The sequence below is a fragment of the Gordonia oleivorans genome (assembly GCF_040044975.1).
GTDB classification, from domain to species: Bacteria; Actinomycetota; Actinomycetes; order Mycobacteriales; family Mycobacteriaceae; genus Gordonia; species Gordonia oleivorans.
Genome location: NZ_JBDZDI010000009.1, coordinates 58358 through 83090, shown reverse-complemented (window position 1 = coordinate 83090; position 24733 = coordinate 58358). Strand labels below are relative to the sequence as shown.

The following is a 24733-nucleotide window of genomic DNA, read 5'->3' as shown; positions in this document are numbered from 1 at the left end:
CGATGTCTCCGCGGTCACTGATCCTCCCGGCCGCGCGAGGGTGCGGTGAGCGACAGGAACACCTCGTCGAGCGACGGGCGACGGAGAGCGATGTCGGCAAGCGCGATGCCGGCGCCGCTCGTACGCCGGACGACCTCGACAAGGGTGTCGGCGCCGTCGGGTGCGGGAACGGCAACGGAAAGGTCTTCCCCGGTGGTGTCGGAGAGCACCGCGAAACCGCCCGTGTCATCGCTGTCGATCAGGGGAAGTCGTGGGCGGTGGCCCCGGTTGCCACCGATGAGATCGGCCAGCAGATCGCGTAGCCGCGGCAGATCCTGGACATGGACCGGCGTGACCTGGCAATAGGACGCGCCGGTCTGCGCCTTCAGCTCGTCGGAGGTGCCCTCGGCGATCACGCGACCGCGATCGATGACGACGATCCGATCGCTGAGTGCGTCGGCTTCCTCAAGGTACTGCGTGGTCAACAGGGTGGTGACGCCGCGCTGCCGCAGTCCGTCGACCAGTCCCCACACCTCTTGCCGGCTACGCGGGTCGAGTCCGGTGGTGGGCTCGTCCAAGAACACGACCTTGGGCATGGTGACCAGGCCGCAGGCGATGTCGATACGGCGTCGCATGCCGCCGGAGTACTCGCTGACGCGACGGCCGGCGGCGGCCCGCAGGCCGAACTGGTCGAGAAGTTCGGTGGCCCGCTGCTTTGCCTCGGCCTTGGTCAGGCCCAGCAGCCTGCCGAACAGGACCAGGTTCTCCTCGCCGGTGAGGGCCTCGTCGAGGGCGGCGAACTGCCCGGTCAGCATGATCGAGCGGCGCACGGCGGCGGCCTCGGTCACCACGTCGTGGCCGGCGACGGTGGCGGTACCACCATCCGGTGCGAGCAGCGTGCAGAGCATGTTGACCGTGGTCGTCTTACCCGCTCCGTTGGGGCCGAGCAGGGCCACGATCGAGCCCGCCGGGACCGCGAAACTGACATTCTCGACGGCCACCATGTCCTTGAACTGCTTGCGCAAACCGTTGACCACGATGGCGTGCGACGGTGCGGCCACCGACGGGGCCGGTCCCGTGGTGAGCGCGACACCAACATCGTCGAGCGTGCCGGATTCGGGCAGATCGCGATCGACACGAAGATCGGGCCGGGGTGCAGGGTGGGCATGTGGGTGCGGCGTGAACCCGCGTTCCGGCTGCGCCTGCGTTCCCGATGGCCGCGGAGGAACCGGCTGTGGCCGCGGTGTCGCCGGTGGCCCGGGTCTCGGCGCGGGAGCCAATCGGGGTCGCGGGGGCGCGGCTTGGGCGGTGGCCCGGATCAGCCAACTCGATCCGGTGCCGTCGGGACGGGAGTGCCGCCCCCGTGGCGGGGTGGTGTCGGGCGTCGGACGTTGCGTGCCGTTGTTCCCGATCTCCCTCGATCCATGGATCGGGCGTTCACCGTGGGTGCCACTGACACGGGTGCCGTTGACGCGCAGCACCTCCTGCTGTCCGGCCACACGCCTGCGGGAGGGTCCCGGGCCATCGGGCAGGTCGGGCATCGGACTCCTTCGGGCCAAGCTGGTCACAGTGGTCGCGCGCTCACTTCCTGAACATACGCACCTCCGCCGCACCGGAGGGAACACCAGCGGGATTGCCGGGGAGAATCTCCGAAAATGTCCGATAAGCGGCGGTTTCCGGGGTAGTTCACCTCGAGTGGTCGAATACGCGTTACGGTGGTGGTCGGAAGCTCCACCCTTCCTCCATGAGACCGATTTCGCCCGCCTCAACGTTACACAGTGGGCATCCGGAACCAACGGATCTCCGAGGCTGTCATGTAACGGACGGTACCGCGAAATCGAAAAACATGTGTGATGCACCCGTCCACGCCCGTGTGTCACTCGAAGAAGTCGCATGATTGCCGTTCGAAGGTCACGAGACTGACTCGATATGGCCGGTTTCGTGTGCGTCCGGTAAACAGATGAAATGAGGTTGATGTGCTTTCATTTGGAATACAGATCAATCTCATCGGTGCATTCTCAATGGGATATTCCAGCTCGTGTTCGTTGGGGATCGCGCAGTGACGAAGGAGGATGCGTTGACGCTGGTCGACGACTCTGCCAGGGCCGACTCGGTTCTCGAGCTGACCGCAGCCCAGCGGGGGATGTGGTTCGCCGAGCGGTTGTCGCCGGGCTACTCGGTCAACATTGCGCAGTATCTCGACATCCGTCACCCGGGCGGCGGACTCGATCACGATCTGCTGTCCGAGTGCCTGATCGAGGCCGGCAAGGTGATGGAGTCGCCGTGTATCCGGATCTCTGAGAGCGCGGACGCGGTCGGGCAGATCGTCGATCGCGACATGGACCATCAGGTCGATACGGTCGATCTGCGTGATGTCGCCGATCCGTTGGTGTCGGCTCATGAGTGGATGCGTGCCGAGTACCAGAAGCCGGTTGACCTGCTCGGTGACCCGCTGGTGGTCAGCCGGTTGCTGCGGATCGACGACGATCGCACGCTCTGGTACATGCGTGGGCACCACATCGTGATCGATGGCTACTCTGCGCTGACCCTGATCCGCATGAGCGTGGAACGCTACAACGCGGCGGTGTCGGGCACCGAGGTGATCGAGAAGCCGCTCGCCACGATGGCCGAGGTTGTCGCCGACGACCACGCGTACGGCGCCACCACCCGACGCGAGACCGACGCCGCACACTGGCGATCGCGGGTGGCCGACCTGCCCGAGCGCGTCACGCTCTCCCACCGCGGGGCAACCGCGCCGTTGACCCCCGACAACCTGGTCGCCTCGGCCACCCTCGCCGCCGACCGGCAGCGCCGATTGGAATCGGTCGGATCGGAACTCGGAGTGTCGGCGGCAGTCATGCTGACGGCCGCCTTCAGCGCATTCCTGTCCCGAATGACCGGCTCCGATGACGTGGTGCTGACGCTCCCGGTCACCGGCCGGGCCACCGCCAAGATCAAGAGGGCCGGCGGCATGCTGGCCAACCTGCTGCCGGTGCGGACCTCCGAGGTCACCGCCGGCAGTGTGCGCGAGCTGATCGAGAAGGTGCACGTCGAGCTCACCGGAGCACTTCGTCACCAGCGCTACCGGGTCGAGGATATCCGCCGTGATGCCGGTCTGCTGGACTCGGCGTCCTCGTCGTTCGGGCCGATCGTCAACATGATGTTCTTCGACAAGCCCATCGAGATCGTCGGAGCGCAGGTGGAGTACCACATCCTGACCTCGGGAATTCTCGAGGACATGCTGCTCAACCTGTACCAGGGGAGTCCGGGAGCGCCGCTGGTCATCGATCTGCACGGCAACCCCGGTCTGTACACGCAGGACGAACTGGATGAGCTCCATGCCCGTTTCGTCGACTTCCTCGCCGGGTTTCTGGCACCGGAGGCCATCGACCGCCCGGTCATCGACATCGACATGCTCACCGACGCGGACCGCAGGATGCTCTCCGCTCTGCCGCGGCCGACGGTTCCGACGCCTCGGGCCCACCGCACGGTGGTCGACCTGTTCGCCGAGGTGGCCGAACGCCGTGGTGACCACGGTGCGGTCACCGATGCCGACGGCCGCACCCTCACCTACGGCCGGCTGGCCGAGCGTTCGGATGCGGTGGCGCGTGCCCTGGCCACACGCGAGGTCGGTACCGGAGACCTGGTCGGAATCGCCGCCCGACGCGACTGCGACCTCGTGGTCGCGATCGTCGGTGTCCTCAAGGTGGGTGCCGCATATCTGCCGCTCGACACGACAAATCCGGTGGATCGACTCGCCTACATCACCGCCGACGCCGATCCGGTCTGTGTGATCGCCGACGAGGTCGTCACCGGAGACATCGGTTCCGAGGCCGGCGTGGCATGGCTCGCCGATGTGCCCTCGGTGTCGGTATCCCAACTCGTCGAGGAGGACCCGCAGGGGCCGGCTCCGCAGGGGCCGCGGCACAGTGACACCGGCGCGTATGTGATCTATACATCGGGTTCAACGGGCCGCCCCAAGGGCGTGATGGTCACGCACCGCAACCTGGTCTCGTTGCTCGACGCGGCGGCCGAGGATTTCGACTTCGGCGACGACGACGTGTGGACCGTCTTCCACTCCTACGCCTTCGATTTCTCGGTGTGGGAGCTCTTCGGCCCGTTGCTGACCGGCGGACGCACGGTGATCGTCGATCGGGCGGTCGCGCGTGAACCCGAGGACTTCCTCGATCTGCTCCGGCGAGAACAGGTGACCGTGGCGTCGCTGACCCCGTCGGCCTTCTACGTCCTGGCCGATGCGCGCCGCCGCACACAGACCCCGTTGTGCCTGCGCTACATCGTCTTCGGTGGTGAGGAGCTTCGTTTTGACGAGGTGGCCCGCTGGTATGACGCCTTCGGTGGCGACATCGCGCTGGTCAACATGTACGGCATCACCGAGACGGCCGTGCACGTCACCTATCGCCCGCTGGACTCCGAGTTGGTCCGCGGACGCAGTGCGAGCCTCATCGGCCGTCCGCTGTCGTCGCTGGCGTTGAGTGTCCTCGACCGCCGGCTCCGCCCGGTGCCGGTGGGTGCCGTGGGTGAGATCTACGTGACCGGCGCCCAGCTGGCGCAGGGCTATCGCAATCGACCCGGGCTCACCGCAACCAGATTCATCGCAGACCCGGCGGGCTCCGGTGCTCGGCTGTACCGCACCGGTGACCTGGGGCGTCGACTCGCCGATGATGTCGAATATCAGGGTCGTGCCGACAGCCAGATCCAACTTCGCGGTTTCCGGGTCGAACTCGGTGAGGTGGAGACCGCGGTGCGCGCGGTCGACGGCGTGCGGGCTGCGGCGGCGTCGGTCGTCGATGGCGGCAGCGGCGGAATGAAACTCGTCGCCTACGTCAGCGTCGACAACGATGACCTCGACTCGATCGCGATCCGAAAAGCGGTGCGCGAGAAGGTTCCCGGTTACATGGTTCCCGACGTCGTGATGATCATCGACGAACTTCCACTGACCGCCAACGGAAAACTGGATCGTCGGGCCCTTCCCGTTCCGGTTGCCGCAAGTCGGACTCGGTTCGTCGCGCCACGCACCGACACGGAGGCACGCCTGGTCGATCTTGTCGCCGAGGTGCTCGACGTGTCCGCGGTCGGTGTGCTGGACAATTTCTTCGCGATCGGCGGCGACTCGCTCGATGCTGCCCGGCTGGCGGCCCGCATCCGTGACACCTTCGACACGTCGCTGCCGCTGACCGAGTTGTTCGGTAGTGAGGATTTTGCCGAACTCGCTCGCCGGGTGACCGACAGTCAGGCAAGTGCATTGCCGCCGTTGTCGATCCGCTCGGAGCGCCCGGATGTCCTGCCGCTCTCGCCCGCGCAGTCGCGGCTGTGGTTCCTCAATCGGATGGACCCGGCCGCCGCCACCTACAACATGGCCGGCGCGGTGTCGATGGGCATCGAGCACGACGCCGACGCGCTCGTCGCGGCCTTCGGTGCGGTGGTGCGGCGCCACGAACCCCTGCGAACGCGCTATCCCTCGGTGATGGGTGAGCCCACCCAGGAGATCCTCGACGCCGCCGAGGTCATCGACACGATCATCGACCCGGTGCGGTCGGTCGCCGCCGATGATCTCGACGCCGCGATCAGCGAGGTGTCATCGCGTGGCTTCGACCTCGTGTCCGAGGTCCCGGTACGTTTCTCGCTGTTGCGAACGCCCGATGAACTGGTGATCGTCATTGTGCTGCACCACATCTGCGGGGACGGCCTGTCGTTGACGCCGTTGGTCCGTGATCTGCTGACGAGTTACCGGGCCCACGGTGCGGAGCAGGCGTTCTCGCCGCTGCCGCTGCAGTACGCCGATCACACGCTGTGGCAACGAGAACTGCTCGGAGATCCGCAGGAGCCCGATTCGCTCGCGGCCAGGGAACTGGACTTCTGGGCCGGTGAACTCTCCGGTCTCGACGAGATGGTGGACTTGCCTACCGATCGTCCGCGTCCGGCACATCCCACCGGCGCCGGCGCCTACCTGGACCGTCAGATCGACGGCGATCTGACCGAGGCGGTCGCGAGGCTCGCCGCGCGTAATCGATCCACATCCTTTCATGTGCTGCACGGCGCACTCGCGATCCTGTTGTCCCGCTTGTGGGGCGGCGAGGACGTCGCGGTGGGCACCGCGGTCGCCGGTCGCGAGGATCCCGCCCTTGCCGATCTCGTCGGGATGTTCGTCAACACCGTCGTTCTCCGCACCCGGGTCCGCCCCTATGACACCGCCGATGACGTGGTGACGGCCGGCAGGCAGGCGAACGCACGGGCACTGGCACATGCGCATGTGCCCTTCGAGCAGGTGGTGGAAGCACTCGCACCGGATCGTTCACTGGCCCATTCCCCGCTGTTCCAGGTGATGGTGACGTGGAATCATGACCGTCTCGGCGCGGTCGAGGGTGATTTCGGGGCGCGGTTGCTCGATGCGCGTGTTCCCGCGGCCAAGTACGACCTGCACGTCGCCTTCACGCGGGTCGAACGTTCCGGGAAAACCGGGATCCAGGTCGAGTTCGGTTACGCCACAGAACTGTTCGACGAGACGACGATCGCGTCCGTTGCCGATCAGTTCAACCGGGTGCTCTCGGCCATGGTGTCTCGTCCCGATGCGCCGATCGGTGGCATCGACCTGCTCGATCAGCCCACCGTCGACGAACTCGCTGCGGTGACCGATCCCGCGACGCCGCGCACCTTCCGGGCGTTGCTCGCCGATGCCGTCGCCGGTGGTGGGCAGTCGCCGATCGCCCTGTCCGGAGACTGCACGGTGACGCGTAAGGTCTTCGAAGCCCGCACCAATCAGATTGCCCGAGAACTCATCCGGTTGGGGATCGGTGCTGGTGACGTGGTCGCGATCGAGATCGCGCGATCCACCCTTTCGGTCATCGCGACCATCGCCGTCGTCAAGTCCGGCGCCGCCTTCGTGCTCGTCGACCCGACGTACCCCACCGAACGTCGCGAGACCATGATCGCCGCGGTCGGTTCACGCATCGGACTGACCGGCGCGGGTCACGCCGCGACGGCCCATCCCGGTATCGAGTGGCTCGCACTCGACGACGCGGACCTCGAGATGCAGATGGCCGGTCACAGCGGGGCCCCGGTGGGCGAGGATGAACTGCGTTCGCCGGTCACGCTCGACCACCTGGCGTATCTGATCTTCACCTCGGGATCGACCGGCAAGCCCAAGGCCACCGCGATCAGCAATCGCCAGGTGGCCAATATGGCGGTCAGTTCGGCCCAGCGGTTCGGGGTCGACGCACACAGCAAGGTGCTCCACGTCGCCTCACCGAGTTTCGACGTCTCCATCCTGGAGTTGCTGCTGGCCCTGTGTGCGGGAGCCGAGCTGGTGGTCGCCGGCGCCGACGACTACGCCGGAGCCGCATTGACCTCGGTGATCGCCGAGGGGCAGGTGACGCACGCGATGATGACCCCCTCGGTGCTCTCGACCGTCGATCCCTCCGATGTGCCCACTCTGCGGACGGTGATGGCGGCCGGCGAGGCGTGCACCGTCGAGTTGCTCCGTCGATGGAGTGAGCGCAGGTTCTTCAACGCCTACGGTCCCACCGAGACCACCGTCATTGTCACCGTCGACGGACCGATGGCGCGTGACGATCAGGTCACCATCGGCCGCGCGTGGCCGGGAGTCGGGGCGTTCGTGCTCGATTCGGCACTGCGACCCACCCCGCCGGGGGTGGCGGGCGAGTTGTACCTGACGGGCGTCCAGGTCGGCCTGGGATATCTGCATCAGACCGGCCTCACGTCGGTTCGGTTCGTGGCCAACCCCTTTGGACCCGGGCGGATGTATCGGACCGGCGACCGGGTGACACGCAGGGCCGACGGTCGCATCGTCTACCACGGCCGCAATGACTTCCAGATCAAGATCCGCGGCCTGCGTATCGAACCCGGTGAGGTCGACGCCGTTCTCGAGACCCACCCCGAGGTGGTCACCGCCTTGAGTCTTGGCGCCCCGACCCCCGGTGGCGAGACGTTGCTGGTGACCTACGCGACCGTGGCGCCGGGTTCGGCCGTCAGCCCGGATACGTTGTTGCGGTTCGCTTCTGAGCAACTGCCTCGGCACATGGTGCCGCACACGGTGGTGTTGATCGACGAATTCCCGCTGACGCCGGTCGGAAAGATCGACCGCAAGGCACTGCCGTCGGTGGATCTGGCATCCTCCGACGAGTATCTGGCCCCGCGCACCCAACTCGAAACCGTCATCGCCGGCGTGTTCGCCGAGGTGACCGGGCGCGACCGGGTCGGTGCCCGCGACGACTTCTTCGGGATCGGGGGCACCTCACTGTCGGCGGTCAGGGTCACCGCGCAGCTCAGTGAGGTTCTCGGGCGCTCTGTTTCGGTCCGCGAGCTGTTCGAGGCGGCCAGCGTCAGCGAGCTCGCCGAACACCTCGCGGGAGCCTCCGGTGGTGAGACGGTTCCACGTCTGCGTCCGCGCGCACGCGCCGAGTTGGTCCCGGTGTCGACGGTGCAGCGCGGTATGTGGCTGCTCAATCAGGCCAATCCGGAATCGTCGGCCTACAACGTCGCACTGGCGTTGCGCGCCGAGGGCGAACTCGACCACGACGCCATGAAGGCCGCCGCGGTGGACCTGGTGATGCGCCACGAGTCGCTGCGCACCACCTATCCGATGATCGGCGGTGAACCGACCCAGGTGATCATTCCCGCCGACACGGTGATCGAACAGCTGGACTACCGGACCGCGGTCGTGCTCGGGGACGTCGAGGCGGCCATCGCCGGAGTGACCGGGGAAGGGTTTGACGTCGCCACCCAGGCGCCGGTACGTATGGCGGTCCTGGAGGTTTCGCCGACCGATCACATCCTGGTCTTCGTCGTGCACCACATCTGCGGCGACGGCTCGTCGATGGCTCCGATGGCGCGCGACCTGATGAGCGCGTATGCCGCGCGCCACCGCGGCCATGCCCCGCAGTGGGCTCCGCTGGAGGTCCAATACGCCGACTTCACGCTGTGGCAGCTCGAGAAGTTGCAGCGCGTCAACGCCGACGACCGGACCGAGGCCCAGACCCAGCTGGATTATTGGACTGCACGCCTGTCCGGCGCGCCGGCGAGCATCTCGTTGGCCACCGACCGCCCCCGCGCCAAGACGCCGACGGATTCCGGTGGCGTGCATGAGTTCGAGATCGACGCGGACCTGGTCGCGGAGCTCACGAAAGTTGCTCGGGCACATAACAGCACACTGTTCATGGTGGCGCATGCGGCATTCGCGACCCTCCTGAGTCGCTTGTCCGGCGATACCGACGTGGTGATCGGAACGCCCTATGCGGGGCGCGACGATCGAGCACTGGACGACGTCGTGGGCATGTTCGTCAACACCCTGGCGCTACGGACCCACGTCGACGCCGACGAGCAGTTCGCCGATCTGCTCGAGCGGGTACGCCGTGAGGATCTCGCCGACATGGCCAACGCCGACGTGTCGTTCGAGACGATCGCCTCGGCCATACTCGATTCGCCGCCGACCGCGCACCATCCGATTTACCAGGTGATGTTCGCATTTCAGAATCTGGAGTTCCCGGCGATCGAACTCGAGGGCCTCAGAGTCGGCCACATCCCCGAGGAACTGGTCACGGCGAAGGTGGATCTGCAACTCACGCTGTACCCGGGTGGGTCGCCGTCCGAGCGGGTCGGTGATCCGATGCGTGGCCAATTCCATTACGCCAGTGACCTGTTCGATGCGAGTACGGTGGAGACTCTGGCGCTTCGGTTCCTCCGGGTTCTCGAGGCGGTGGCCACCGACGCCGACTGTATCGTCGGCGACATCGTGATCCACACGACGGCGGAGCTCGTCGCGGAAGACGACGAGCGAGGCGACAATCGCACACTGAGCGACATGCTGGCAGCCGCGGCAGACATCGACGGCGACGCCCCGGCGGTCACCTGGAAGGGTTCGGCCGTCTCCTTCGGAGCGCTGTCGGCATCGGCGGCGGCGATGGCGGCCGTCCTCCCCGACGCGAATGCCGACTCGGCTCTGGTCATGGCACTGATGAGCAGCGTTCCGACGCTCGCAGGCGATGGACCGGAAGGTCTCGACGAGGTCCTCGGGATGTTGCGTACCAACGCCGGACTCGCGGTCGACGGCGCCGCGTCGCGCGGTCGGCACCAGTGACGCTTCGCACCGATCGAGACGCTCAACACCAGGAGGAACACCAATTAATCGCCCATGGGGTATCGATCCTGCGACATCCGACCTGGTGTCGATGGCCGCTGCCAACGACCCGAACGCTGTTGCTTTCACCGGTGCCGCCGGCCCCATCCCGTTCGGCCGGCTCGACGCGCAGATATCGGTCACCGCAGGCATTTTCGCCGCGCAGGGACTCGACACCGAGGCCGCTGTCACCGGTACCGTCACCGGCCTGATCGCGGCGCCCGGGCTCACTCCCGAGGAGATCGCGACCAAGACCCGCAACGCGGTCGCCGAGGTGCGTTCGGCCGCCCTCGCGGTGGCCGGGACATCTGACTTCGCAACGCTGCCCGGGGTTTTCCGGGCGTCCGCGCATCGGTGTGCCGAGGCCGTCGCGCTGACCGATCTCGCCGGCACCACGCTGACCTATCGCGAACTCGACCGGCTCTCCGATCGCATCGCCGCGGGCCTGGTCGCCGCCGGAGCGGGTCCCGAGCGACTCGTGGGGGTGGCACTCGACCGCGACGCGAGCCTCATCGTGGCCCTGCTCGGCGTGCTCAAATCCGGGGCGGCGTACCTGCCGCTGGACCGATCGCATCCGGTGGACCGACTGCACACCATCGTCGCCGACGCGCGACCGGTCCTCGTCATCACCGACACCGACACGCGTGCGCAGTGGCGAGATCACCTCGACGTGGACCTGCGGACAGTCGAGGAGGTGGCCACCGACGACGGCCACGACGCGATTCCCGCCACGATCGATCCGCGCCACCCCGCCTATGTGATGTACACCTCGGGTTCGACCGGCAAGCCGAAAGGTGTTGTCGTTCCGCACGAGGGCGTGATCCACCTGATGGATGCCCTCGACGCGATGTATGACCTCTCCGAATCCGACGTCTGGGCGATGTTCCAGTCCTACGCCTTCGACGTGTCGGTGGCCGAGATCTGGGCAGCGTTCTGCTTCGGTGGCCGGCTGGTGGTGCTGGACTTCTTCACCACCCGATCGCCCGGCGATTTCGTCGACGTCGTCAACCGGGAACAGATCACCTTCGTCAACATGACGCCCTCGGCGTTCTATCAGCTGTCGGCGGCGTTACGGCCGCCGGCGCTCGGCCGACTCGCCGGCACCCTGCGCTATCTCGTACTGATGGGCGAAGCACTCGACTTCGAACAGGTGCGACGCTGGTACGACGAGCGACTCGAGATCGACGGCACCATCGGGCCGGCGCTGAACAACATGTACGGCCCGACCGAGGTGACCGTGTACGCGACCCGGCGGGATCTGACGCCCGACTTCGTTGCCGGCACGGCCGCCTCCGACATCGGTGGCGCACTACCCGGATTGACCACATATGTTCTCGACCGGAGGCTGGCGCCGGTACCCGACGGCGTGACCGGTGAGCTCTACCTCGCCGGGCCGCAGGTCACCAGGGGCTATCTCGGGCGCTCGGAGCTCAATGCCACCCGCTTCGTGGCGAATCCGTTCGTCGCGGGTCAGCGGATGTATCGCACCGGAGACGTGGCGATCATCCGCGGCGACGGGCTGGAATACCTCGGGCGCAGTGATGCCCAGGTCAAGTTGCGTGGCTTCCGTATCGAACTCGGGGAGGTCGAGGCGGCACTGATGTCGGCGCCGGGTGTGCACGCGGCCGCCGCGGCGGTCAGGCAACGCGAGAATCATCTCGATCACCTCGTCGGCTACGTCACCGGTGCTGCCGCGGACGGAACATCTTTCGACGTCGACGAGGTGCGCGCGGCGGTGGCCGCCGCCGTCCCGGACTACATGGTCCCCGACGTGATCATGGTGCTCGAGCAGTTGCCGCTCAACGTCAACGGCAAACTCGATCGCGCCGCGTTGCCGATGCCGACGATGCACACGGCAGCAGCCGACTTCGTCGAGCCCGAAGGCGGCCTCGAACATCGCCTCGCCAAGGTCTTCGCCGAACTCCTCGGGGTCGATCGGGTCGGTGCGACCGAATCGGTGTTCAACCTGGGCGGCAATTCGCTTGTCGCCGCCCAGATCGCCGCGCGGTCGACCGAGGTCCTCGAACTGCGGGTGGGCGTGCGCGACATCTTCGAATGCCGCACCGTCCGGGCACTGGCCGAGCGCATCGTCGGACGCGGTCACATCGACCGGCCCGAGTTGTCCGCGGTCGAACGAGACGGCGCGATCCCGTTGTCCTATGCCCAGCAACGTCTGTGGTTCCTCGCCGAACTCGAACCCGACAGTGCCGTCTACAACATCCCGCTGGTGATGACGTTCTCCGGTGCGGTCTCCACCGCCCATCTCGCCGAGGCCATCGACGATGTCATCACCCGCCACGAGGCGCTGCGCACACGTTTCCCGGCAACCGATGGCGTCCCGGTCCAAGTCGTCTGTGACGCAGACGATGTCGCGCTCGACGTCGAGGTGCATCCGGCGCTTACGGTCGCGATGGACGAGGTCAACGCCACGGTCGACGCGCTGGTTCGCGCGCCGTTCGACCTCCACGCCGCCCCGCCCCTGCGTATCCGGCTGTTGCAACTGTCCGACACCGACTACACGCTGGTCTTCGTCGCCCACCACGTGATCGCCGACGGTGCGTCCATCGCCCCGTTGGCCCGTGACGTGATGGCCGCCTACCACGCCCGCCGTAGCGGCTCGGCACCGGAGTTCGACAAGCTCGCCGTGCAGTATGTGGACTACACACTGTGGCAGCGTTCGGTCCTCGGTGACCCCCTCGACCCCGACTCCGTCGCGGGTCAGCAACTGGCCTTCTGGCGTGACACACTCAGTGGCGCACCCGAACTCATCGACCTGCCACTAGATCATGTGCGGCCGCGCGTGCAGAGCAAACGCTCCGAACGTCACCCGTTCACGATCGGCGCCGGCATGGCCGCCGAACTCGAGGATCTCGCCCGCCGCCACGAGGTCTCGTTGTTCATGGTGCTCCACGCACTGTGGCTGGTGGTCCTCAACCGGGTCACCGGTGCCACCGACATCAGTGTGGGAACGCCGTATGCCGGTCGAGGCGAACGGGCACTCGACGATCTGGTCGGCATGTTCGTCAACACGCTGGTGCTGCGAACCGAATTCGACGTCGACAGCGGTTTCGACGAACTGCTGGCAATGGTCCGCGACCGCGACCTCGCGGCCATGTCGAATGCGGACGTACCCTTCGAACTCGTCGTCGATGCCGTGCAGGCGCCGCGAACACAGTCACATGCACCCTTGTTCCAGGTGGCCCTCGCGTTGCAGGATGCCGCGGCCAACAGGTTCGAATTGCCCGGTGTGGCAGCAGAATTCGTGGAGCAGACCCGCGCGCTCACCGACTACGACCTCAACATCACCTATGTGGAGGGTCTGGCCGGTGATTCCGGTGGCGGCGACTTCCTCTCCGGCACGATAGATTTCGCTGCCGATCTGTTCGAGCCGGTCACGATCGCGCGGCTGGTCGAGTACTTCGAGCACGTCGCGCGCCAGGCCGTCGATGCCTCCGATCGGTTGCTCCGCGATTTCGATGTCCTCGAGCCCGCCCACCGTGACGCGATGGTGGTCGCCGGTCCGTCCGCCGCGTCCCCGTCCACGCTGGCGCAGTTGTTCGCCTCGGCGGCTCGTGCGGGTCAGCGGACCGCCGCGGTCTGCGGTGACCGCTCACTGACCTACCGCGAGCTCGACGAGGCGTCCAACGCCCTGGCGCGCCGATTGATCGCGGCCGGAGCCGGACCGGAACAGGTGGTCGTGTCGGTGCTGGCTCGCGGCCTGGTCGGGCAGGTGGTGGTGTGGGCCGTCGCCAAGACCGGCGCCGTCTTCTGCCCCGTCGACCCGCAATATCCCGCCGAGCGGATCGCGGCGATCGTCGATGACAGTCGCGCACGCATCGGTGTCGTCGGCGAGCAGCATGCGTCGGTGGTGCCGACCGGGCCCGAATGGATCGTCCTCCCAAGCGATCTCGACGACCGGCCGGCCGACCGCAGTGACTCGCCGATCACCGATACCGAACGTCGAGGCGTCCTCACCCCGGATTCGGCCGCCTATCTCATCTTCACCTCCGGTTCCACCGGTCGTCCCAAGGGCGTGGCGGTCACCCAGCGCGCGGTGGCCAACGTGGCCGTCCTGGCGGCGCACCGGTACGGGTTGACCCCGGCGTCGCGGATGCTCGCGGTGAGTTCCCCCGGCTTCGACGCGTCGGTGTTTGAATTCCTGCTGGCCTACGGTAATGCCGCCACCCTGGTCATCTCGCCGCCGGAGGTCTACGGAGGCGCTGAACTCGGGGCTCTGATCACCGATCACGACGTCACCCACGCGGTGCTGGTCCCGAGCGTGCTCGCCACGGTCCCGGATCTGTCCGCCGGGGCACTGCCGGTCTTGATGACCGCGGGCGAAGCACTTCCGGCCGCCGAGGTGACACGGTGGGTGAGCCCCGACGGTCGCCGAGAGATGTACAACCTCTATGGCCCGTCGGAGACCACCATCATCGCCACCTCCACTGCCGCGCTGCGCCCGGGTGAACCGGTGACCATCGGTGCACCGGTCGACGGGATCACCACGGTCGTCCTCGACGAGCGGATGCGACCGGTGCCGATCGGGGTCGTCGGCGAGTTGTACCTCGCCGGTCCACCGCTTGCACGAGGCTATGTCGGTCAGCCCGGCAAGACCGCGGAGCGCTTCGTGGCACATCCCCACGGCGCACCCGGGCAACGTCTGTACCGGACCGGTGATCTGGTGCGGTGGACCTCGGCCATGGAACTGGAGTACGTCGGCCGGTCGGACTTCCAGGTCAAGATCCGTGGTCTGCGAATCGAACTGGGCGATGTCGAGGCCGCCGTGGCGGACCTCGCCGAGATCGGCTCGGCGGTGGTCGTCGGTGTCGAATCCGCCGCGGGCACACGGTTGGCGGCCTACGTCACCGCTGCCGACGGCGCCGTGATCTCCCCGGCCGACGTCATCAGCGCGACCGCCGCCCGTCTGCCGTCCTATATGGTGCCCGAGGTGGTGGTGCCTCTCGATCGCATCCCGTTGAATCCGACCGGCAAGGTGGACCGGAAAGCCCTGCCGGAACCGGATTTCGGTAAGTCCGAGGTCTTTGTCCCGGCGGCCGATGACACCGAGATCCGGGTGGCGGGAGCGTTCGCCGACGTGCTCGGCGTCTCCGAGATCAGCGTCGTGGCATCGTTTTTCGACCTGGGAGGCAACTCGCTGTCGGCGACGCGCCTGGCTGCCCGCGTCGGCGAAGCGCTGGATGCCGATGTCTCGGTGCGCACCGTGTTCGAGGCGCCGTCGGTGCGCGAACTCGCCGCGAACCTCCGACCCGGAACCGGGTCGCTTGCTCCGATCGTCGTCCGCCCACGAACCGCACCGGTTCCGCTGTCCTTTGCGCAACAACGCATGTGGTTCATCAACCGTTTCGACGCAGGCTCGGCCGCCTACAATCTGCCCGCCGCGCTGCGGCTGACCGGTGACCTCGACGTCGCGGCATTGCACGCCGCGATCGGCGATGTCATCGCGCGTCACGAGGTGCTGCGTACGGTGTTCGGCTCCGTGGATGGTCGTCCTCATCAGGACATCCGCCCGGTCGGCGAGGCGATCGATCGACTGGACTGGCAGGTTGTCGACGGCCCGGACGACATCACCGCGGCCGCGGTCGCCGGATTCGACGTGACGGCCGATCTGCCCATCCGGGTGCGATTGCTGCGTGAGGCGCCGCAGCGTCATCTGTTGCTCGTGGTCATCCACCACATCGCCGGCGACGGCGAGTCCCTCGGCCCGCTGGTGGCCGACCTGGCGGTGGCATATGCCGCGCGCCGTCGCGGTGGTCACCCGGAATTCTCGCCATTGCCGGTACAGTTCGCCGACTTCGCGATCTGGCAGCATGAGGTGCTCGGCAACGTCGACGACGACTCATCGGTACTCGGGCGGCAACTCGCGTACTGGGAGTCCCAGCTGGCCGATTCGCCGGAAGTGCTCGAACTCCCCACCGACCGGCCGCGGCCGCCGGTGGCGTCGATGGCCGGCGCCGCAGTCGACTTCACCGTGCCCGCCGACGTCGCCGACGGTGTGCGGCAACTGGCACGGACGGCGGGCGTCACCGAGTTCATGATCACCCACGCCGCGCTGGCGTTGATGTTGTCGAGGCTGGCCAACACCGACGACGTCGCGGTCGCCATCCCGGTGGCCGGGCGTGGCCGTGAGGTGCTCGACGACCTCGTCGGGATGTTCGTCAACACCCTGCTCCTGCGCACCCGGCAGGAGCCGGGACAGACGTATGCGGAGTTCCTCGACCGCGTGCGCACCATCGATCTCGATGCGTTCGCCCATGCCGACGTGCCGTTCGAGTATCTGGTCGAGCGGCTCGATCCGGTTCGGTCCGAGGCATTCGCGCCGCTGGCTCAGGTGATGCTGTCGTTCGATCAACACGATTTCGGGCTGGCCGGTGAGCCCGGAGCCGACGTGTCGGCCGTGCTGGGGGGCCTTCACCTCGAGACGGTCGACCCCGGTGTCGACTGGGCCAAGGTCGATCTGACGTTCTCGGTCGGCACGGCCACCCCCGACGGCAGCTGGCGCGCACAGATCGTCTATGCCACAGATCTGTTCGATCGCTCGTCGGTCGAACTGATCGGGGAGTACCTGGTCCGGGTGTTGCGCCGGATGACCGAGGACCCACAGGGGGCGGTCGCCGACGTCGAGTTGCTCTCCGCCGAGCAGCACGCCGCCGTCATCTCCCGCGCCGCCGGCGAAACCGTCGTACTGGCGCCGCAGACGCTGCCCGAGGCGCTCGGGGCGGGGATGGCGCGTTCGCCCCGGGCCACCGCGATGATCCACGAGGGCCGAGTGGTCAGCCATGGCGAACTGTCCGACCGGGTCTCGGCGCTCGCCCGCGAGCTGATCGGACGCGGTGTGGGTCCGGACTCCGCTGTCGGAGTGTGTATTCCACGGTCGGTGGAGATGGTGGTCGCCATTCACGCCATCGTCACCGCCGGCGGTCAGTACGTGCCCATCGACACCGCGGCCCCGATCGATCGGGCCCGGTACATGGTCGAGACCGCGGGTGCCGAGCTCGTGCTGGTCGGTCCGGGGCCGACGCCGACCGCGGTCAGCGGTTGTGGAGCCGCCATCCTGGCCGTCGACACCTCCGGGGCGGTGGTCGGTGACACCCGGCCCGTCGTCGACGCCGATCGGCGCGGACCTCTGCGCCCCGAGGGCGCCGCCTATACGATCTTCACCTCGGGCTCCACCGGGCGCCCCAAGGGTGTGACATTGAGTCACTCCGCGGTGCTCAATCGGCTGTGGTGGGGTCTGGATCAGATGCCCATCGACGCCACCGACCTGGTCGTCCTCAAGACTCCGTACACCTTTGACTGCTCGGTGCCGGAGATCTTCGCGCCGTTCCTGGTGGGCTCGAAGATCGTGGTCCTGCGGGCCGACGGGCACCTCGACCCGGTGTATGTGGCCGAGACCATCGCCGCCGAGCAGGCGACGATGGTGCACTTCGTGCCGTCGATGCTGTCGGTCTTCCTCGATCTCGCGGGCCCGCAACGGTTGGCGGCGCTGACCGGACTGCGTTTCATCGGAACCACCGGCGAGGCACTGCCACCCGCGGTTGCCGCGCAGACCCTCGAATCGATTCCCGATGCCGATCTCTACAACCTGTACGGACCCACCGAGGCCGCGGTCGAGATCACCTATCAGCGCGTTCTCGACGCCGACCGGGTGCTCAACGTCCCGATCGGCAAGCCCATGTGGAATTCCACGTCCCATGTTCTCGATGATCTGCTGCGGATCGTCCCCGACGGCGTGGTGGGCGAGTTGTACCTCGGCGGAGTCCAGTTGGCGCGCGGTTACGCCTCGCGGGCCGACCTCACCTCGGAACGTTTTGTGGCCGACCCGTTCGGCGCGCCGGGTACCCGGCTCTACCGGACCGGCGATCTGGTGCGCCGCAACCCGGCGGGCGATCTGGAGTATCTGGGCCGCACCGACTTTCAGGTCAAGTTGCGCGGCCAACGGATCGAGCTGGGTGAGATCGAGGCCGCCCTCGCAAGCGCTCCGGGCGTGGTCCACGCGGCCGCAACCGTGGTGTCGTCGGCCGGTGGTGAACATCTCGTCGGGTATGTCGCGGCCCGGCCGGGACAGACCCTGGATCTCGACGCGGTGAAGTCGGCGGTATCGGTGGATCTGCCGGAGTACATGCGGCCCGGGCTATGGGTGCAGCTGGACTCGGTGCCGCTGAACACGGCCGGCAAGCTCGATCGAAAAGCGCTGCCGCAGCCGACGTTCGAGTCATCGGAGTATGTCGCCCCGACCACCGATCGGGAATCCGCGGTCGCCGACGTGTTCGCCGACGTGCTGGGTGTGGAACGGGTCAGTGTGGTCGACTCCTTCTTCGACCTCGGCGGCAACTCCCTGTCGGCGACCCGGCTGGCGGCACGACTCGGCGACGCGCTGGGTGCCGACGTGTCGGTGCGCATGGTGTTCGATGCCCCGTCGGTGCGCGAGATCGCACAAACCGTTGTCACCGAGGGCGATTCGGCGGTGGTGCCGCTGGTGGCGGTGACCCGTCCCGATCCGCTTCCGCTGTCCTTCGCGCAACGCCGGATGTGGTTCATCAATCAGTACGACCCGAGTTCTGCGGCCTACAACATCGTGTCCGGTCTCCGCCTGACCGGCGATCTCGACGTCGAGGCACTGCGCGCCGCGTTCGGTGACGTGGTGAGACGACACGAGATCCTGCGCACCGTCTATCCGCGGCGTGACGGCAATCCGGTACAGGTCATCGAGAGTGCCGAACTCATCGCCGATCGACTCGACTGGGCGGTGAGCCCCGATCACGCAGGCATCGTCGAGGCGGCCGGTGACGGATTCGACGTCAGCCACCAGTGGCCGATCCGGATTCGGGTGCACGCCGAGTCGGATACGCGCCACGTCCTGGTGGTGGTCGTCCATCACATCGCCGCGGACAATGAGTCGGTTCGACCGCTCGTGCGAGATCTGGTGTCCGCCTACACAAGTCGCCTGACGGGCGGCGAACCGGGTCTGCTCCCGCTGCCGGTGCAGTTCGCCGATGTCGCGATCTGGCAGCGTGCGGTCCTCGGGGACGCATCGGATCCGACGTCGGTGCTGGGCCGGCAACTCGACCACTGGCGCACTGCGCTGGCCGATCTTCCGGATCTGCTGGAGATCCCCACCGATCATCCACGACCGCCGGTCGCGTCGATGCGTGGCCGCACCACCGCCTTCGCGTTCCCGGACACCACCGTGGCGCGGATCGCCGAGGTGGCACGCGGCGCCGACGTCACCCCGTTCATGGTCGTCCACGCCGCCCTGGCGGTGCTGCTGTCACGACTGTCGGCCACCGACGACATCGCGATCGCGACACCGATCGCCGGCCGCGGCCGCCCCGAGGTCGCCGAGCTCATCGGTATGTTCGTCAACACCCTGGTGCTGCGCACCGCGGTCGACCCGTCGGCGTCGTTCACCGACCTGCTCGCCGAGGTCCGCACCACCGATCTGGCGGCCTTCGACAACTCCGACGTTCCCTTCGAGTTGCTCGTCGAGCGCCTCAATCCGTCACGCTCGCAAGCGTTTGCGCCACTGGCCCAGGTGATGCTGAACGTCGTCGACGACACCGCGGGCACGGCGTCGCTTCCGGGATTGACAGTGGAACCGGCCGAGACCGGCGACCACCCGGCACAGGTGGATCTGAGTCTGGAGATCCGGCAATCCGATCGCGGCTGGGCCGGCGCGCTGACCTACGCCACCGACCTGTTCGACGAACCGGGGATCGAGACGTTCATCGCCCGGTTGATCGCACTACTGGACACCGTCACCGCCGATCCGACCGTCGCGGTCGGTGATGCGCCCATCTTCGCCGAGATCGACGACGTGCTCGGCTGGTCACACGGCGAGACGGTCGAGATCGGCGCGAACCCGGAGGCGCTGGGTGATCTGGTGCTCGCCGCGCTGGGTGACGCACCGGATACAGCGGCCCTGGTCTTCGAGGATCGTCGGGTATCGCGGGGTGAGTTCGGCGCGCTGGTGTCCTCGTTGGCGCGTCGTCTGGTGACGCTGGGTGTTGGTCCGGATACCGCTGTGGCGGTGGCGATCCCACGCTCTATCGAGATGCTGGTGGCGATCCACGCGGTCGTCGTCGCGGGTGGGCACTATGTGCCGGTGGACCCCGACGCCCCGGTCGAGCGGGTGGCCTACATGCTCGAGACGGCAGGTGCCGGGCTGATGCTGGTCGCGGGTCGAGATACGCTGTGGCCGTCGCAGATTCCCGGCGTGGCGACCGTCGAGGTCGATGCGCACCGTCCGGCGCAGGTGCAACCCTTCGATCCGAGTGAACGCCGGGGGTCTCTCACCGCGGACTCGGCGGCGTATACGTTGTTCACCTCCGGCTCCACCGGACGGCCCAAGGGTGTGACGGTGTCGCACGGCGCCATCGTCAACCGCCTGCTGTGGATGCAATCACGCTTCGGCTTGACCGGCGACGACGTCGTGCTGCAGAAGACCCCGGTCACCTTCGATGTCTCGGTGTGGGAACTGTTCTGGCCGCTGATGACGGGCGCACGCCTGGTGATCGCCCGCCCCGACGGGCATCGCGATCCGCAGTATCTGGCGGAAACGATCGCCGCCGAGAGGGTCTCGGCACTGCACTTCGTGCCGTCGATGCTGGCGGTGTTCTGCGACGTGCTCGGCTCAGACGGTCTGGGCGACCTGCGCAGTGTGCGTTCATTGTTCACCTCTGGTGAGGCGCTGACCGCCGCCACCGCCACGGCTGCGTTGACCGGATTGCCGGATGGTGTTGCGCTGCACAACCTGTACGGTCCGACCGAGGCGGCCGTCGACGTCACCCATCATCAGGTGGCACTCACCGACGAGGTGATCCCGATCGGTACGGCGGTCTGGAACACCGCAACCTACGTCCTCGACCAGCGTCTGCGCCCGGTACCGGCGGGTGTGGCCGGTGAGCTGTATCTCGGCGGGGTCCAGGTGGCACGTGGGTACGCCGGTCGTCCCGATCTGAGTGCGGATCGCTTCGTCGCCGATCCGTTCGGTCCGGCGGGCGGGCGCCTGTATCGCACCGGCGATCTGGTCCGGTGGAACGCCACCGGTGAGATCGAGTATCTGGGGCGCACCGACTTCCAGGTGAAGCTGCGCGGACAGCGCATCGAACTCGGCGAGATCGAGTCGGTGGTGGCCGCCGCACCCGGCGTCACCCATGTGGCCGCCGCGGTGGTGACCACTCCGGGTGGCGGTCGCATCCTGGCCGCCTACGTGGCCGGCGGACCACAGGTGCGGGTCGAGCTCCTCGAGGAGCTCTCCCGCGACCGGCTGCCCGAGTACATGCGACCGGATTCCTGGACGGTGCTCGACACGATGCCTCTCACGGTGTCGGGCAAGATCGACCGAAAGGCACTGCCCGAGCCGGTCATCGGGGTCTCCGGCGCTCCGGACGCGCCGACGAATGCCACCGAAACACTGATCGCCGAGATGACCTCGGGCATCCTCGGACTGCCCGGGATCGGGGTGAACGATTCGTTCTTCGCGCTCGGCGGGGATTCGATCATGTCGATTCAGCTCTCGGCGATGCTGCGTGCGGCGGGGCTCGGAATCCGTCCGCGAGACATCTTCGAGCGCAAGACGGTTCGCGGGCTGGCGGCATTGGCCACCGCTGGTGGCGATGACATCCTGCTCGAGTTGCCCGGTGGTGGGATCGGGGAGATGCCGCTGCTCCCCGTCGCCCGGTGGATGCTGGAACGAGCCGATTCCGCCGAGGACTACGCCGACTTCAGCCAGGCCATGGTGGTGACCCTGCCCGCGGGTGCCGACGCAGCACTCATCGGCGACGTGGTGGGCGCCGTCGTCGCCGCACATCCGATGTTGTCGGCGCGTCTCGCCGAGACCGACGGAGAAGAACCCGTGCTGGTGGCGGGAGGACCGTTCGAGGCTTCGGCCGCCGTCGAGGTGCGCCCGACACCGGTCTCGCCCGGGACCGACGACGTCGTGAGCGCGCACGCCGACGCCGCACTGCGACTCGATCCGGCCGCGGGGGCGATGGTGAGATGCGTTGCGCTGCTACCGGAATCGGGTGAGGGCGGTCGGCTGGTGATCGTTGTTCACCACCTGGCGGTGGATGCGGTGTCGTGGCAGACCATCATCGCCGACCTGGCAAGTGCAGGTGCACAGCGCGCACGAGGCGACGCAATCGGCCTTCCCGCCGAGGGAACCTCGATGCGCCGCTGGGCGGCGGCCATCACCGATCTCGTGGGTTCGCGCGCACACGAGGCCGACCTCTGGGATCGCATGCTGCCGGCCGGGCGGACATCGCCGGTCGGCGAACTCGACCCGGTCCGGCATCGCGACAAGGCATTCGGGTCTCTGCACCGGCAGATTCCGGCGGAGACCGCCGAGCGGGTACTGGTCGAGGTGGCCGCGGCATTCCGTGCCGGGGTGCACGATGTGCTGCTCGCGGCGTTGGGAATCGCCCTCGCCCGGCTCCGCGCGCGAGGTGAGACGAGCGTCGACGACGACGGACGGGGAGCGGCCCCCACCGACGTCACGGTGCTGCTCGAGGGACACGGCCGCGAAGAGCACATCGCCGCGGGCGCCGATCTGACCCTGACCGTCGGATGGTTCACCGGCATCGCGCCGGTCACCTTCGGGGTGGCGGCTCCGGCCACCGATGGTGAGCTGATCGCGATCGTCAAGGGTGTGAAGGAGACACTCGCCGCCCTACCCGATCACGGAATCGGCTTCGGCGTCCACCGATACCTCATGCCGGGATCCCCGATCGCCGACCGCCCGCTGCCCGAGATCACGCTCAACTATCTCGGCAATGTCAGCGGCGCGCCGCTCGACGCCGACGGATCACAGGGGCATCAGACCGAGACGGTCGCGTTTGCACCGGTGCCGCAGCGTCACCGGCTCGCCGGCACCATTCGGGGAGACATGGTGGCGCCCGGGGTGCTCGACGTCACCGTCTCCACCGTCCCCTCGTCGTCCGGACGGATCCTGGAGGTCGACTGGCGCCATCAGCCGGACGCACTCTCGGATGACGAGATGGGTTCGGTTGCGCAGTATTTCACCGAAGCCCTGGCGGAGATGGTCGCGTTGGTCGCACGCGTCGACGAGGTGGGACCGTCGCCGTCGGACATCCCCGGTGCCGACCTGACGCAATCGGAACTCGATCGGCTCTGCGCCGAGCACCCGGGTGCGCAGATCTGGGCGCTCTCGCCACTGCAGAAGGGCCTGCTCTTCGAGTCCGAACTCGCCGCCGCTCGCGGCGACGTGGACGTCTACGTCATGCAGTCGACCGTGGGGATCGACGGAGATGTCGATGCGGCGCGCCTGGGCGAGGCCGTCGACGCGCTCACCCGGCGGCACGCCGCACTGCGCTCGGGGTTCGTGCGGACCGACGTCGGGCATCCGGTCGCGGTGGTGGCTCCCTCGGTGGACACACCGACGAGGATCGAGGATCTGTCGGACCTGACCGACGTCGCGGCCGCCGACCGCCTCGACGAGATGCGCCGTGCGGAGAACTCCCGGCCGTTCGATCTCGCGCGCGGCCCCCTGCTGCGGTTCCTGCTGGTGCGCATGCCCGGTGATCGCCACACCCTGGTCCTGACCAACCATCACATCATCATCGACGGATGGTCGGCGCCCCTGATACTCGCCGATCTGATTTCGGCCTACCGCACCGGCTCGACGGTCACCGACGCTGGTGAGCGGCCCGTCGTCGAGTACGACCGGTATCTGGAATGGCTTGCAGCACAGGACATCACCGCTGGACTCCAGGCGTGGGACACGCTGCTGGCGCCGCTCGAGAGGCCCACCCTCATCGGGTCCGGACGACCGATCACCGCCGAGGCGGCGCCGCAGAAATCCACGGTGACGCTCGGCGCCGAAACCACCGCGGCCCTCACCCGGCTCGCCCGATCGGCCGAGGTGACCAACGCCGAGATCATCCAGTTCGCCTGGGCGCTGCTGCTGTCGCGCATCACCGGCGAGACGATCGTCTCCTTCGGTGAGACCGTATCGGGCCGGCCGTCGGTACTCGACGGCGTCGATCGCACCGTCGGCCTGTTCATCAACACCGTGCCGGTGGTCGTGGATGTGGCCGACGAACAGGTGATCTCCGAGGCTCTTCGCCGCCTGCACGAGGGCAAGCTCACGGTGCTCGACCATCAGCATGTCGGGCTCGGCGAGTTGACCACGCGCTCGGGTTTCGCTGCGCTGTTCGACACCCTGACCGTCTACGAGTCCTACCCGGTCGACGCGGCGCAGGCACTGGCAACCGCCGATGATGCCGCCGGGATGCGGGTGAACGCCGTCGAGATGGCCGACGCCACGCACTACCCCGTGGCATTGGGCGCGTCGCCGGTGGGCGACGACCTCACACTGTCGTTCACGTTCCTGCCCGGCGAGATCTCGGCCGACCACATCGAGGTGTACCGGGATGCATTCGTGACCCTGCTCGGCCAGATCATTGCGACCCCCGACGCCCGTATCGGTGATCTCGTTCTGCTCGAGGCGGATTCGGTCGATCGTGTGCTCGCATGGTCACGCGGGGCGACGTCGACGCCCTCGACCCGATCCCTGCCGGACCTCGTGGACGACAGCGTCCGGGCGACACCGGATGCGACGGC

At 67.6% G+C, this 24733-nt stretch carries 3 protein-coding genes (1 of these 3 only partly in view); 2 read left to right on the top strand and 1 reads right to left on the bottom strand.

Annotated elements, in window-relative coordinates:
• Positions 1 to 14: 14 nt before the first annotated feature.
• Entirely contained in the window at positions 15 to 1520 is a 1506-nt protein-coding gene (locus tag ABLE92_RS14790; protein WP_348805545.1) for an ATP-binding cassette domain-containing protein, read from the bottom strand.
• A gap of 518 nt (positions 1521 to 2038) precedes the next feature.
• Between ABLE92_RS14790 and ABLE92_RS14785 the strand changes: the two genes are divergently transcribed.
• Positions 2039 to 10093 carry a non-ribosomal peptide synthetase gene (locus ABLE92_RS14785; protein WP_348805544.1) on the top strand — a complete coding sequence of 2685 codons (8055 nt, stop codon included), beginning with the start codon at positions 2039 to 2041 and terminating at the stop codon, positions 10091 to 10093.
• Between the two features lie 91 nt (positions 10094 to 10184).
• Positions 10185 to 24733 carry the 5' portion of a non-ribosomal peptide synthase/polyketide synthase gene (locus ABLE92_RS14780; RefSeq protein WP_348805543.1) on the top strand. Its footprint extends 20128 nt past the window's final position, so only the first 14549 of its 34677 coding nucleotides appear in the window; its start codon is at positions 10185 to 10187; the stop codon falls past the right edge of the window.

Excerpts from the sequence above, each read along its gene's own strand:
- ABLE92_RS14790 (WP_348805545.1), bottom strand. The coding sequence starts at position 1,520 with ATGCCCGACCTGCCCGATGGCCCGGGACCCTCCCGCAGGCGTGTGGCC.